The organism is Microbacterium sp. BDGP8 (assembly GCF_029991045.1).
GTDB lineage: Bacteria > Actinomycetota > Actinomycetes > Actinomycetales > Microbacteriaceae > Microbacterium > Microbacterium plantarum.
In genome coordinates this window covers 163773-177351 of record NZ_CP120712.1, presented here as the reverse complement: position 1 = coordinate 177351, position 13579 = coordinate 163773, and the positions used below count along the sequence as shown (strand labels likewise).

13 protein-coding genes are annotated in these 13579 nt (G+C 70.1%); 7 read left to right on the top strand and 6 right to left on the bottom strand.

Annotated elements, in window-relative coordinates; genetic code table 11:
* Positions 1–6 precede the first annotated feature (6 nt).
* The gene (locus tag P6897_RS00905; protein ID WP_282501812.1) at positions 7–594 is read left to right on the top strand and encodes a DUF1349 domain-containing protein; all 588 of its coding nucleotides are present in this window, start codon (positions 7–9) and stop codon (positions 592–594) included.
* Here P6897_RS00905 and P6897_RS00900 read toward each other — a convergent pair.
* A complete protein-coding gene (locus P6897_RS00900; RefSeq protein WP_274178078.1) occupies positions 530–1180 on the bottom strand; it encodes a hypothetical protein in 651 nt (216 codons plus the stop codon). The two genes, P6897_RS00905 and P6897_RS00900, sit on opposite strands and share 65 nt — an antisense overlap.
* 44 nt (positions 1181–1224) lie before the next feature.
* Between P6897_RS00900 and P6897_RS00895 the strand changes: the two genes are divergently transcribed.
* From P6897_RS00895 to P6897_RS00875, 5 genes are all read left to right on the top strand, one after another.
* Positions 1225–2976 carry an alkaline phosphatase family protein gene (locus P6897_RS00895; RefSeq protein WP_274178077.1) on the top strand — a complete coding sequence of 584 codons (1752 nt, stop codon included), beginning with the start codon at positions 1225–1227 and terminating at the stop codon, positions 2974–2976.
* A 53-nt stretch (positions 2977–3029) separates the two neighbouring features.
* On the top strand, positions 3030–5351 hold the full coding sequence (purL, locus tag P6897_RS00890) for a phosphoribosylformylglycinamidine synthase subunit PurL (protein WP_282501811.1): 2322 nt from the start codon (positions 3030–3032) through the stop codon (positions 5349–5351).
* Positions 5352–5358: 7 nt separating this feature from the next.
* The gene (locus P6897_RS00885; protein ID WP_162815495.1) at positions 5359–5517 is read left to right on the top strand and encodes a hypothetical protein; all 159 of its coding nucleotides are present in this window, start codon (positions 5359–5361) and stop codon (positions 5515–5517) included.
* Between the two features lie 131 nt (positions 5518–5648).
* Positions 5649–6482 carry a hypothetical protein gene (locus tag P6897_RS00880; protein WP_282501810.1) on the top strand — a complete coding sequence of 278 codons (834 nt, stop codon included), beginning with the start codon at positions 5649–5651 and terminating at the stop codon, positions 6480–6482.
* 28 nt (positions 6483–6510) lie between these two features.
* The gene (locus tag P6897_RS00875; RefSeq protein ID WP_269266844.1) at positions 6511–7245 is read left to right on the top strand and encodes a hypothetical protein; all 735 of its coding nucleotides are present in this window, start codon (positions 6511–6513) and stop codon (positions 7243–7245) included.
* A gap of 54 nt (positions 7246–7299) precedes the next feature.
* On the opposite strand, the gene P6897_RS00870 is transcribed toward P6897_RS00875, so the two are convergent.
* The 4 genes from P6897_RS00870 to P6897_RS00855 form a co-directional block, all read right to left on the bottom strand.
* Positions 7300–8211: a glycine betaine ABC transporter substrate-binding protein gene (locus tag P6897_RS00870; protein WP_120263833.1), complete on the bottom strand. Its 912-nt coding sequence runs from the start codon at positions 8209–8211 to the stop codon at positions 7300–7302.
* A gap of 73 nt (positions 8212–8284) precedes the next feature.
* Positions 8285–9208, bottom strand: a complete 924-nt coding sequence (locus P6897_RS00865; protein WP_282501809.1) for an ABC transporter permease subunit — start codon at positions 9206–9208, stop codon at positions 8285–8287.
* On the bottom strand, positions 9208–10533 hold the full coding sequence (locus tag P6897_RS00860) for a glycine betaine/L-proline ABC transporter ATP-binding protein (protein WP_269266842.1): 1326 nt from the start codon (positions 10531–10533) through the stop codon (positions 9208–9210). Before P6897_RS00860 ends, P6897_RS00865 begins: the two co-directional genes overlap by 1 nt.
* Before the next feature lie 314 nt (positions 10534–10847).
* Positions 10848–11144 (bottom strand): chorismate mutase, encoded by a 297-nt coding sequence (locus tag P6897_RS00855; protein ID WP_023953263.1) that lies wholly within the window; start codon positions 11142–11144, stop codon positions 10848–10850.
* Between the two features lie 88 nt (positions 11145–11232).
* Here P6897_RS00855 and P6897_RS00850 point away from each other — a divergent pair, with 88 nt between their 5' ends.
* Positions 11233–12381 carry an AI-2E family transporter gene (locus P6897_RS00850; RefSeq protein ID WP_282501808.1) on the top strand — a complete coding sequence of 383 codons (1149 nt, stop codon included), beginning with the start codon at positions 11233–11235 and terminating at the stop codon, positions 12379–12381.
* 22 nt (positions 12382–12403) lie between these two features.
* On the opposite strand, the gene P6897_RS00845 is transcribed toward P6897_RS00850, so the two are convergent.
* Entirely contained in the window at positions 12404–13579 is a 1176-nt protein-coding gene (locus tag P6897_RS00845) for a beta-propeller fold lactonase family protein (RefSeq protein WP_274178071.1), read from the bottom strand.

Sequence of the window (13579 nt, the reverse complement as noted above, 5' to 3'; positions counted from 1 at the left end):
AATCGCATGACCGACATCGACTGGTCCGCGGGCTCGTGGACGAACGAGCCCGCCGAGACGGCGCTCGACGGCGACGACCTGTTCGTGACGGCACGCGAGGGGAGCGATGCCTGGCGCGTGACGTCGTATGGGTTCGTCCACGACGACGAACACGCTCTGCTCGCCCCGATGCAGCCCGACACCGCCGTCGAAGTAGCGTTCGTCCTCGACTTCGCCGCGCAGTTCGATCAGGCAGGCGTCTTCCTGCGCGTCGACGACGAGACGTGGATCAAGGCCGGGATCGAGCACAGCGACGGCGCCGACAGTCTGGGCGCGGTGGTGACCCGCGGGATGTCGGACTGGTCGCTCTCGCCCGTAGCCGACTGGGCTGGTCGCGTCGTCACCGTGCGCGCGAGCAGGTCGGGCGACGCCGTCACGATCAGGGCCCGCGTCGACGAGGAGGACTGGCGGCTCGTCCGGGTGGCGCCGCTCGATCCTCGGGCGGAGGTCGCGGCCGGGCCGTTCTGCTGCGCGCCGACGCGCGCCGGTCTCACGGTTCGATTCGTGTCGTGGCGGAGCGTACCCGCCGACGCGTCGCTGCATCCCGACCACTGAAGCGCCGACGCGCCCACCGGTCGACGCCCGCCGCCGCCCACACCGCGGCCAACCCTCCGACGACGACGATGCCCTGCATCGCCAGCGCGTAGCCGCCGCTCGTGACGTTCGCCTCGACCAGCCGCGGACCGACGATGGGCGGCACGAGCGCGATGACGACGACGACCCACGACAGCGGATGCCGCCCCCGCGCGATCACCCAGCCGCCCACCCCGGCGAGCAGCGCGATGAACCCCTGGTTGAGCACGACCTCCCACAGCGGGTCGAGGTGTGCGAGGTGGCCCGCACCGCGCAGCAACCCGAAGGTGGCCCACAGGAACAGCGCGACGCACGCGACGGTCACGCCGCCCACGCGACGCATGGCCGAGGTGGGCAGCAGGGCGAACGCGACGACGAGGGTCGCGACCACGAGCACGAACTGGAGCGTGTCGACGTACGGCATGTCGTTGGTGATGGTGCCGGCGTACATCTCGGCTTGCACGATCGCGGAGAAGTCGGAAGCGACGGCGAGGTAGGTCGCGAACATCGCCGCGACGATCGCGGCACCGTACCGGGCTCCTCGATCGAAACGCAGGCCGTCGTCCATGGTGTGAGAGTAGCCTGATCGCCGAGGACCGAGGGAGGGGACCCATGGCCGACGCGGATCGCGATGAGACCGACGCCTCCTGGGCCAGCCGACGCCCGTCGCGCCGCGACTTCCTCCGCCGCGCGGGCCTGGGAGCCGCGGGCCTCGCGATCGGGGGCTCAGCCGGTGCCGCGGTGACGGCGGCGATGACCGCGCACCCGCCCGAGTTCGCGCCCCTCGCGGCGCGCAGCGTTGCCGGGTTCGACCACGTCGTGGTGCTCATGTTCGAGAACCGCAGCTTCGACAACCTGCTCGGCCACCTCTACACGGCCGATGAGAAGAGCGCGGCCGAGTTCGACGGCATCCTGCAGGGCGACTACGCCAACACCGCACCCGACGGCACGGCCGTGCCCGCGCACGTATACACGGGCGCGACCGACCACATCATGCAGCAGCCGCAGCCCGACCCCGGCGAGACCTACCCCCACGTCAACACCCAGCTGTTCGGGACGATCGACCCGCCCGCCAACGCCGACATCGCCCGCAACGGACTGCAGCCGCCGTACAACGCACCCGCCGCCGGGAGCGCACCGCGTAACGACGGCTTCGTGCACGACTACATCGTCAACTACCGCCTCGCCAAGAAGCGCGAGCCGACCGCTGATGAGTACACGACGGCGATGGGCGGCTTCGCGCCCGAGATGCTGCCGGTGGTGTCGACCCTCGCCCGCGAGTTCGCGGTCTACGACCGCTGGTTCGCCGGGGTGCCGTCGCAGACGTTCTGCAACCGTAGCTTCTTCCACGCCTCGACCTCGCACGGCTACGTCGTCAACCACACCGGCGACAACTACGACAAGTGGATCGACGCCCCCGCGGCACCCACGATCTTCAACCGGCTCGAAGACGCCGGCCTGTCGTGGCGCGTCTACTACGACGCGACGCAGCTCGTCTCGCTCACCGGCATGCTCCACGCGCCCGTACTCGAGCGCTACTGGAAGACGAACTTCCGCGTCATGGAGCAGTTCTACGAGGATGCCGCGAACGGCGAGCTGCCCGACTACGCGTTCATCGAGCCGCGGATGGTCTTCAACCACAACGACATGCACCCACCATGGGGCGCGACCCGCGAGGGCGAGCTCGAGTTGCCCGACGGCAGCCGCATCCGCATCGCCAACAGCGCCGACAGCGATGTCCGCGCCGGCGACAAGCTCGCGCAGGACGTCTACGACGCGATCCGCACGAGTGCGTCGACCTCCGGCTCGAACGCCATGAACACCGCGCTCGTCATCACCTTCGACGAGCACGGCGGCACCTTCGATCACGTCGCCCCGCCGTCGGCAGCGCCGCCCGACGCGAGCGGGCCCGGTGAGATGGGCTTCACGTTCGATCGCCTCGGTCTGCGGGTGCCGGCCATCGTGGTGAGCGCGTACACCGCCGCGGGAACAGTGATCCACGACGAGATGCACCACGGCTCGGTGACCAACACCCTGTGCCGACTGCACGGGCTGCGGCCGCTCAACGTCCGGGACGAGACCGCCAACCCGATCTTCAACGCGGTCAACCTCACGACGCCGCGCCAGCCCTACACCTGGCCGCAGCCGCAGTCGCTGTATGTGCCACCCAATCCCGAGAAGGGCACGGCCAAGGCCCCCGACGAGAAGCACCACAAGCGCCCGCTCACCCCACCGGCGCGCGGACTGCTCGGGCTCCTGGCCGCCCGATTCGACCCCGGCAGCACGTTGCCATCCACATACGGCGAGGCCTACGACGCCCTGGTCGAGCACGGCACCGGCCTCTTCGGCGCGTACAACCCCTGACCCCCCAACTAGACTGATCGCGTCCGGCATCCCGAGTCCTGGAGTCCAGCCGCGTGAGCACCCCTGTCGCAGATACCGTCGAGAACGCCACCGCCACTCCGGAGCGTGATCAGCCCTACGGAGCCCTGGGCCTCAAGCCCGACGAGTACGCGAAGATCCGCGAGATCCTCGGCCGACGTCCCACTTCGGGCGAGCTGGCGATGTACTCGGTCATGTGGAGCGAGCACTGCTCCTACAAGTCGAGCAAGAACTACCTGCGCCGCTTCGGCCAGAAGGTCTCCGACGAGATGAAGACCCGCCTCATGGTCGGCATGGGTCAGAACGCGGGCGTCGTCGACGTCGGCGAGGGCTGGGCGGTGACCTTCAAGGTCGAGTCGCACAACCACCCCAGCTACATCGAGCCGTTCCAGGGCGCCGCGACCGGCGTCGGCGGCATCGTCCGCGACATCCTCTCGATGGGCGCGCGCCCCGTCGCAGTCATGGATCAGCTGCGCTTCGGCGCCATCGACCACCCCGACACCGCCCGCGTCGTGCACGGCGTCGTGAGCGGCATCTCGTTCTACGGAAACTGCCTCGGCCTCCCGAACATCGGCGGCGAGACGGTCTTCGACTCGGTCTACCAGGGCAACCCGCTCGTCAACGCCCTCGCAGTGGGCGTCATGCGCCACGAGGACATCAAGCTGGCCAACGCCACCGGCGCCGGCAATAAGGTCGTGCTGTTCGGAGCCCGCACGGGCGGCGACGGCATCGGCGGCGCCTCGATCCTCGCGTCCGACACCTTCGCCGACGGCGGACCCACCAAGCGCCCCGCGGTGCAGGTCGGCGACCCGTTCGCCGAGAAAGTGCTGATCGAGTGCTGCCTCGAGCTGTACGCGGGCGAGCTCGTCGAGGCCATCCAGGACCTCGGGGCCGCGGGCATCTCGTGCGCCACGAGCGAGCTCGCCGCCAACGGCGGCTCGGGCATGCGGGTCGACCTCGAGAACGTGCTGCTGCGCGACCCCTCGCTCACGCCCGAGGAGATCCTCATGAGCGAGAGCCAGGAGCGGATGATGGCGATCGTCGCGCCCGAGAAGCTCGACGCCTTCCTCGCGGTGGTCGGCAAATGGGATGTCGAGACGAGCGTGCTCGGCGAGGTGACCGGCGACGGCCGCCTGCAGATCTTCTGGCACGGCGAGCAGATCGTCGACGTCGACCCCTCGACCGTCGCGGTCGACGGCCCCGTCTACGACCGCCCGGTCGCCTACCCGACCTGGATCGACGGCCTGCAGGCCGACTCGGCGGCATCCCTCCCCCGTGCCACCGACGGCGACGCGCTGCGCGACGAGTTCCTGCAGCTCGTGGCGAGCCCGAACCTCGCCGACACCTCGTGGATCACGAACCAGTACGACTACTACGTGCTCGGCAACACGGCGCTGAGCTTCCCCGACGACGCCGGCATGATCCGCGTCGACGAAGAGTCGGGCCTCGGCTTCGCGATCGCGACCGACTGCAACGGCCGCTACTGCCAGCTCGACCCGTACGCCGGCGCCCAGCTCGCCCTCGCCGAGGCGTACCGCAACGTCGCCGTCACCGGCGCGAACCCCACCGCAGTCACCGACTGCCTCAACTTCGGCAGCCCCGAGAACCCCGAGGTGATGTGGCAGTTCGGTCAGGCCGTCGACGGCCTCTCCGACGCCTGCCTCGAGCTCGGCGTGCCCGTCACGGGCGGCAACGTCTCGTTCTACAACCAGACCGGCGACCAGCCGATCTTCCCGACCCCGGTGGTCGGTGTGCTCGGCATCGTCGACGATGTCGCCCGCCGCATCCCGTCGGGCTGGCAGGACGCCGGCGAAAACATATACCTGCTCGGCACGACCGCCGAGGAGCTCGACGGCTCGGCGTGGGCCGACACCATCCACGGCCACCTCGGCGGACGGCCCCCGAAGGTCGACCTCGCCGCCGAGAAGCGTCTGGCCGGCCTCATCCAGGCCGCCTCGCAGCAGGGACTCATCTCGGCCGCGCACGACCTGTCGACCGGCGGCCTCGGCCAAGCCCTCGCCGAAGCGACGACCCGCTTCGGCGTCGGCGCACGCGTCTGGCTCAGCGAGATCGTCGAGCGCGACGGCGTCGACGTCGCGACCGCGCTGTTCAGCGAGTCGACCGGCCGCGTGATCGTGTCGGTGCCACGCGAGGAGGACGTCAAGTTCCGCGGGCTCTGCGAGGGACGCAACTACCCCGTCATCCGCATCGGCGTGACGGATGCCGCCGAGGGCGTCGAGTCCGTGCTCGACGTCCAGGGTCTGTTCTCGGTGCCCGTCGCCGAGATCCGCGCCACGTCGCGCGCGACGCTGCCCGCCGCCTTCGGCGAGATCGTCGACGAGGTGCCGACGTCATGAGCGCGTCATGAGCGGGCGCGACCTGACGCCGCCGGGTGAGGACGACGAGTACGCCGGCTTCGCGCGCGGACGCTCGCGTCGCATGCGCGTGACCGCGTGGGTCGCGATCGTCTCGCTCATCCTCGTCGGCGGCGGCTCCACCGTCTTCGCGCTGCTCTTCGGCTGATACAGCTGCAGGACCCGTGGGGCTGGTGTGGCCTCACAGCCGGTTCGACCGCGCACCAGCACCACCGATCCGACAGGTGTATCCCCAGCCGGGACGAAGACGGGACTCGGCGAGGTGCGTAGGCTGAAGGGGTGGATCCGATCCTCATGCTCGCGGCCGAGTGGTGGTGGATCGCGCCGGCGGGAGCCAGCGCGGGCGCCCTCGGCTGGGCCGGCCTGCGCCGGGGACGACCGTCGCAGCGTCGCCTCGAGCTCGATGCCGCGCAGCTCGACCTGCGCCGGGCGCAACAGGCTGTGACGCACGCTCGCGCGCAGCTGAAGGTGGCCCGCGCGGAACTGATGCGCGCCCAGGCCGAGAAGGCGACCCCGCGCGCGACAGCCGGAGCGGTGCCGGAGGCCCGTCGCCGCCTGCAGATCGCTGAGCGTCAGGCGCGCGCCGCCGTGGCCGAGCTGAAGGCGCGCCGCGCGGGCGTGCAGGCGGCGCGAGCGATGATGCCGACCTCGCGCAAGGAGGTCGACCGGATGCCGCTGGCCCGGCTGATGGCCGAGCACGACGTGCTTCTGGCGCGGTGGATGGACTACGAGACGGATGCCGCGAAGGCGATCGGGTTCCCCATGATGCTCGATGCCCGCTGGCCGCCGATGGACCTCTTCCTTCGCGAGCACCAGCAGGCGTCGTGGCTGCGACCCGCCTCGCGCGATGTCCGCATGTCCCCGGCCGATTACAGCGCCTACCGCGAAGCGGTCCGTCGGGCGACCCAGGCGTTCGACGCCGCGGAGCGCGCCGCCCGGCAGGGCACGCCGCGCGAGCTGCCCGAGCTCGACGACCGTCCGGCCGATTGGGCGGAGGTCGCGCAGGACCTTCTCGACAACGCCCAGCGCGCCATCACCCGGTCGACCGAGATGTGGAACCGGATGCGGCGCGATCGCCCCGACCGCCCCCGGCGTCCCTCATCACCCGAGTGACACAGCGCCCCGGGGCTAGCATGGCGGTGTGGATGGATTCTGGTCCGGACTGTGGCAGTTCGCCGGCAACTACTGGTGGCTGATCTTCATCATCGGACCCGCAGCCGGCGGCGCGGCGAAGGCTCTCGAACAGTCCGCGCGGCGACGGCACAAGCGCCGTCTCGAGATCATCCGCGCCAAGGCCGAGGCGAAGAGCATCATGCGCTCCGGTGCCGTCCGAGCCGGCGACGCGTCGCCGGTCGCCGCGGATGACGAACAGCTGAGCACCGGCGCTCGCCTGCAACAGCTCTTCGACGCCCATGACGACCTGACGCACCGCTGGCTCGAGTACGAACTCGATGTCGCGAAGCTCATCGCCTTCCCGGCCATGAGCGACGGACGGCAACCGCTCACCGCCGCGTTCCTGCGCGCGAAGAAGGTCGCTGACGGCCTGCGCCCACCGACGACGTCGGCGCGCATCGGTTCCGCCGACCTGACGGCCTACCGCGATGCGCTCACCGACGCCGAGGTCGCCTTCGACGTCGCGGAACGCGACGCCCGCCGTCAGCGCGATCGGGCCTTCAGCGAGCCGGAGCGCCGCCGACTCGACACGGCCAAGCGTCTGCTCAACGTCGCGGTGGACGAAGCTGCCACGCCCGCCGAGCGCCGAACGGCGTACGAGCGCGTGCGAGCCGAGCTCGACGGGCTCATCGCGGTGTCGGATGCCGCGATGGAGCGTCTGGCCGAGAAAGCTGCCCTGCAGCTGCCGCCGACGGCATCCTGACGCACGAAACCCCCCGGGGAGGCCCCGGGGGGTTTCGTTGTCCGTCAGACGGGATCAGCTGGTCTGGAGGCCGTCGACCTGGCTGCCGTACTCCTCGAGCCAGGCGGTGATCGCCTCGGCTTCCTTGCCCTCGCCGTACTGGTTGACGACCATGTCCTCGAGCGCCGCGTACTGCTCGTCGTCCAGCTTGATCTTTCCGATCAGCTCAGCCGCCTCGGGGTGCTCGTCGGCGAAGCCGGACGTGGCGAGGAAGTGCAGCGCCTCGGTGTCGCCCATCGCACCGCGCGGGTCTTCGAGGTCCTTGAGGCCGTAGCGCTCGTTGGCCCAGAACGGACGCCACGAGGTCACGACGATGTCGCGCTGCGCCGCGATCGCGGTGTCGAGCTCGGTGAGCATCGCCGCGGTCGACGAGGTGACGAGCTCGTACGTGCCGTCGAGGCCGTACTCGGGGATCATCGACTCCTGCGTCTGCTTGGTCAGACCCGCGCCCGGCTCGATGCCGTAGATCTGGCCGCCGAAGCGGTCGGCGTTGGCGGCGAGGTCCTCGATCGAGGTGATGTCGACGTACTCGGGCACCGCGATTGTGAGCTTGGCGTTGTCGTAGTACGCGCCGAGGTCGTCGATCTGGTCGCCGTAGCGCTCCATGTACGAGGCGTGGGTGAGCTCGGGCCAGGCCGACGGGTAGATGTCGACGTCGCCCTGCGCGAGACCGGCGTAGAGCGGGCCCGCCTCGGTGAGCTCCTGCATCTCGACGGTGTAGCCGAGCTGCTCGAGCTGGTTCTCGAGCAGGTACGCGGTGCTGAGGCCGTCGGTCCACGAGGGCAGGTAGCCCAGCGTGATGGTTCCCTTGCTGTCGCCGTTCTCGCCAGAGCCGCCTTCGGCCTGGTTACCGCTCGCGCAGCCGGCCAGGGCGAGGGATGCCGCGGCGCCGAGCGCCACGATCCCGGTGAGGTGTCGCTTGTTCATCGTGTGCCTTCCGTATGGATTCATTTCGTTCCGTATGGGTGGTGCAGGGAGGATACGTTCGGATGCCGCGGGGTCAGGCGGCGGGGGCGAGCTCGCGCTTCTCCGCGGCAGTAGCGGCGGCCGCGGCTGTCCGGCGACGGCCGATCACGCCGAGGATCGACCCCTTCTGGCCCTTCATGTCGCCGAGGGCGGAGGTCAGGCGATCGAGGTAGATCGCGAGGATGACGACGCTGAGGCCCGCCTCGACACCGGTGCCGATGTTGACGGTCGACATCGCCTGGACGATCTCCTTGCCGAGCCCGGGCGCACCAGCGATACCGGCGATGACGGCCATCGAGAGCGCGAGCATGATCACCTGGTTGACGCCGGTCATGATCGTCGGCATGGCGAGCGGCAGCTGCACGCCGCGCAGGATCTGCCCCGGCGTGGCGCCGAATGCGTGCCCGGCCTCGACCGTCTCGGAATCGACGCTGCGGATACCGAGCTCGGTCAGGCGCACGCCCGGGGGAAGCGCGAAGATCACGGTCGCGACCAGACCCGGTACGAAGCCGATGCTGAAGAACACGATCGCGGGGATCAGGTACACGAACCCGGGCATCGCCTGCATGAGGTCGAGCACGGGCTTGATCACCGCGCTGAAGCGGTCGCTGCGGGCGGCGAGGATGCCGAGTGGCACAGCGATGACGACGGCGATGACCGTCGCGATGACGACGAGCGCGAGCGTCTGCATCGCGGTGACCCACTGTCCGACGCCGAGGATGATCGCGAACGAGATCGCGGTGCCGATCGCGAACTTCCACGACCGCAGGAACCAGCCGAGCAGTGCTGCGACGACGATGACGACGACGATCGGGGCGCTCAGCAGCAGGTCGGCGAGCGAGCCGACGAGCCAGCCGACGGCGGTGGAGATCGCGCCGAGCAGCCACGAGACGTTGTCGCGGATCCAGTGAACCCCGACCTCGGCCCACTGGCCGAGCGGAATGCGGAAACCATCCATCAGCGCACCTCCCCGTTCTGGAGAGCGGCGCCGTCGACGGCGGTCGCCTCCGCGAGCACCTCGTCGATCGCGGCCTGCGGCATCGGCTGCAGCGGGATCGTGATCTCCTCCGTCGCGCCGGGGCCGGGGCCGAGGGCGGCGAGCAGGGTGATGCGGGGGATGACGCCGACGAGGCGCCCGTCCGCATCGGTGACGGCGAGCGGCAGCGGCGACTCGACGGCCGGGACGAAGAGGTTCATGAGGACCTCGTCCTGGCTCACGGTCTGCGGCGCGGGCTTGATGACCGACGACAGCGCCGACTCGCCGCGGCGGACGAGCTTGACGGCGTCGCGGTCGGTGACGACACCCAGCAGCTTGCGGTCGCGGCCCACGACGTAGGCGGCCGACATGAAGGCATCCCGCATCTGCTTGAGGGCGACGCGCGGTCCGGCGGACTCGGCGACGACGGGACGCGGCCGCTCCATGACGTTCGCGGCCGTCAGCACACGGGCACGGTCGACGTCCTGCACGAACTGCTCGACGTAGTCGTTGGCCGGGTCGGTGAGGATGTCTTCGGGCGTGCCGATCTGCACGATGCGGCCGTCACGCATGACCGCGATGCGGTCGCCGAGGAACATGGCCTCGTTGAGGTCGTGCGTGATGAAGATGATCGTCTTCTGAAGCTTCTGCTGCAGTTCGAGCAGCTGCTCCTGCATCTCGCGGCGGATGAGCGGGTCGAGTGCGCTGAACGCCTCGTCCATGAGCAGGATGTCGCTGTCGGCGGCGAGCGCGCGAGCGATGCCGACACGCTGCTGCATCCCGCCGGAGAGGGCGGACGGGAGCTTGTCGCCCCAGCCCTCGAGTCCGACGAGGGAGAGGATCTCCTCGGCCTTCGCGAGGCGCTCGGTCTTCCCGACGCCGCGCAGCTCGAGCGGGTAAGCGACGTTCGCGGCGACGCTGCGATGGGGAAGCAGCGCGAAGTGCTGGAAGACCATCGCGATGCGCTCTCGACGGATGCTGCGCAGGCGAGCGGGGGCGACGTCGGTGATCGAGTCGCCCTTCACCGTGATCGTTCCGGCGGTGGCGTCGTGCAGCCCGTTGAGCATGCGGATCAGAGTCGACTTGCCCGAGCCGGAGAGGCCCATGATGACGAAGATCTCACCGGGCTGGACGGTGAAGGAGGCATCGATGACGGCGGCGGTCCCGGCGTCGGCGATCTCGTTGCGCTGGGCTCCGGCCCGGAGCTTCTCGACGACGGACTTCGGGTTGCGCCCGAAGACCTTGTAGAGATTCTTGGCTTCCAGAGCGGGGGAAGTCGCTTCCCCCGGAGAAGACGGACTGGTCACAGGTCACCTCGGCAGCCGGTGCAGGCTGCATCGGTTACGCCCGGGTGGCGACCTCCTGGCGCGCGTCTCGCGACGGCGTCTCGGCTGCGGATGTCGGATCCACGAGCACAGGCCGCCGACCATACGTTCGCCGGTCTGGCACCCCCAGGGTTGCCACCAGCGACCGCGGACTGGTCGGGTAGTGGCCCGCGGCGGGCCTCATCCAACGTTTCACGTTCGGGGGTCAGTCGCAAATCGGATTCGGGATTTGACCTCTGATCGGCCATTCCGATATTCGCGCGCGCACGCGCAGGTGTCGTCGAAGCGACTGAGCCTCAGTCCGCGATGTCCTCGGCCGCGATGCGGTGATGCCGGATGACCTCGGCGACGACGAACCCGAACCACTTCTGGGCGAACTCGGGGTCGAGGTCGGCCTCTTCGGCGAGACGCCGCAGGCGAGCGATCTGCCGCTCCTCCCGGCCGGGGTCGGAGGCGGGCATGCCGTGAGTCGCCTTGAGCTCACCGACCTGCTTCGTGCAGCGGAACCGCTCGGCCAGCATGAAGACGAGCGCGGCGTCGATGTTGTCGATGCTCGCCCGCAGTCGGTGGAGTTCGGTCGTGGCGTCGGTCATGGTGGCTCCTTCCCTCGCCGACCCTATCTGCTCGGCAGGCGCTCGCGACCCCACCGCGAGCCGTGAACCCCGCGCCTAGAGTGTGACCATGACGAAGCCTCGCTCGAACAGCCCAGCTGCCGCGGCGCCCTCCGCTCCGGTGGCCGGGCCGGCCACGCGTGATCAGCCCATCTGGGGCGCGCTGTCCCGGCCGTTCGCGGCCGGCTTCTTCCTGGCGCTGGGAGCCCTCGCGGCGATCGTCCTGGGGCTGGCGGTCTCCAGCCTGTCGACGGTTCTCATCTACGTCGCGATCGCACTGTTCGTCGCCCTGGCGCTCGACCCCGTGGTGCGGTTCCTCGTGCGGCGCGGCATCCCGCGCGCCTGGGGCATCGTCATCACGTTCGCCGCGCTCGCGCTCATCATCGCCGGCATCCTGTGGGTCGTCCTGCCGCCGGTCGTCCGCCAGGTCGAACAGTTCGCGAAGGACGTGCCGTCGATCGTCAACGACATGTTGCGCAGCGACACCGTGCGCTGGTTGGAGAGCACCTTCGGCGACAGCCTGAGCGACGTGCTCAACGAGGTGCAGAGCTTCGTGACCAATCCGTCGAACATCGCGGCGATCGGCGGGGGTCTGCTGCAGGTCGGCGTGAACGTCGTCACGGCCATCTCGGGTTCGATCATCGTGCTGGTGCTGAGCCTGTACTTCCTCGCATCGCTGCCCCGCATGAAGAACGCGCTCGTTCGCATCTCGCCCGCGCGTTCGCGCGCGACCGTCGCCGACATGACCCGGCAGATCACCGAGTCGATCGGTGGCTACCTCTCGGGCATGGTGGTACTCGCGCTCATGAACGCGACCTTCGCGTTCATTCTGCTGACGATCCTCGGGGTTCCGTTCGCGGCGCTGATGGCCGTGCTCGCATTCGCGATCACGCTCATCCCGCTCGTCGGAACCGTGATCTTCTGGGTGGGCGCCTCGGTCATCACGCTGCTGACGAACCCGACCGCCCCACTGCCGGCGATCATCTTCGCCGCGGCCTACCTGCTCTACATGCAGGTCGAGGCATACGTCCTGACGCCGCGCGTCATGAACCGGACGGTGTCGGTCCCGGGGTCGCTCGTGGTCATCGGAGCGCTCGTCGGCGGCACCCTTCTGGGCCTGCTGGGCGCGCTCGTCGCGATCCCGGTCACGGCGTCGATCCTGCTCATCATCAACCAGATCGTCATCCCGCGTCAGGACGCGAAGAAGCTGCCGCACTGAGCCCCGCGGTGGGGGCACGCGATCACGCGACCGGCAGGATGCAGGTCGGGCTCGGGGCCGCTACACGATGGCGCACGCGGCCGGGAACCCCGGTACGCGGGTCGCGCGTCATCGAGACCACCTCGCTCGAGAGCTGTCCCGCGACGAGCAGGGTGTCGCGCACGACCACGTGGTGGCGCGGCCAATCGACCCCCGCATCGACGAGCGCGAGCTGCTCGAGTCGATCACCGGCACCGCGGACGCGGAGCACCCCGAGGGTGTTGCTGCCGCGGACGCCCGCGTAAACGGTCTCGCCGTCGGGTGTCATGGCGATCTCGGCCGCCGTGTCGTCGTCGAGGGCTCCGAGGAGGCCCGTCGCCGACAGCATCCGCCATTCACCGGCGCGGTCGGCGCCCAGCACGAACACCTCGCGAGAGAGCTCTGTGAGCACGTACAGGTGGCCGCTCGGGTGCCAGAGGGTGTGACGGGGGCCGCTCCCGAGCGGCAGGGCGACCTGCTGGACGAGCCGGAGCCCCCGCGGGTTGTCACGCCAGAACCGCACGAGGTCGAGACCCATGTCGGTCGTCACGATCAGACCGCCCGGAAGGTGTCGCGCCTGGTGCGAGCGCGAGGGGCGTGCGGCCTCGGCATCCTGATCGGGACCGGGATGCGGCGGCGCCGGCACGTCTGAGCCGGGCACCAGGTGCGCGAACTCGGGTCCGGCCGCCTCTCGAAGCGCCCGCGCGGCGGCGGCGAGGTCGAGGTCTTCTGCGGCCGGCTCGGCGGAGGCGTCGGGTCCGTACGGGTCGACGGCCGCTGGCGCGATCACCGGAGCCGACGGGATGCCGGCGTCGTCGAGGCTCATGCGGACGACACGTCCGTCGCTCCAGCAGCTCGCGATGAGCGATGCTCCGTCGGGCGCGACGGCCACGTGGCACACGGCCTCGCCCGCCGGGACGGGACGCCCGAGCGGCGCCCACGCGTCGGGGCCGGTGCGCCGGTAGGCCTGCACCTCGCCGCGGAACTCGAGCGCGGCGTAGACGACATCCCGGCGCGGATGGCGGGCCACCCACGACGGCGACGACGCGGCGACGACCTCGGGCCGCAGCGAGAGCTGACCGTCGGCGGTGGCGCCGTCGGGATCGCCGGCGTGCAGCAGGCCGATGCCCGCGGCCTCGCCGCCCATGTCGGCGGTGTAGCCGCCGAGCAGCAGCCGCAC

Coding starts and splice junctions, on each gene's coding strand:
- P6897_RS00905 (WP_282501812.1), top strand. CDS start 7: ATGACCGACATCGACTGGTCCGCGGGCTCGTGGACGAACGAGCCCGCC.
- P6897_RS00900 (WP_274178078.1), bottom strand. CDS start 1,180: ATGGACGACGGCCTGCGTTTCGATCGAGGAGCCCGGTACGGTGCCGCG.
- P6897_RS00895 (WP_274178077.1), top strand. CDS start 1,225: ATGGCCGACGCGGATCGCGATGAGACCGACGCCTCCTGGGCCAGCCGA.
- P6897_RS00885 (WP_162815495.1), top strand. CDS start 5,359: ATGAGCGGGCGCGACCTGACGCCGCCGGGTGAGGACGACGAGTACGCC.
- P6897_RS00870 (WP_120263833.1), bottom strand. CDS start 8,211: ATGAACAAGCGACACCTCACCGGGATCGTGGCGCTCGGCGCCGCGGCA.
- P6897_RS00865 (WP_282501809.1), bottom strand. CDS start 9,208: ATGGATGGTTTCCGCATTCCGCTCGGCCAGTGGGCCGAGGTCGGGGTT.
- P6897_RS00855 (WP_023953263.1), bottom strand. CDS start 11,144: ATGACCGACGCCACGACCGAACTCCACCGACTGCGGGCGAGCATCGAC.
- P6897_RS00850 (WP_282501808.1), top strand. CDS start 11,233: ATGACGAAGCCTCGCTCGAACAGCCCAGCTGCCGCGGCGCCCTCCGCT.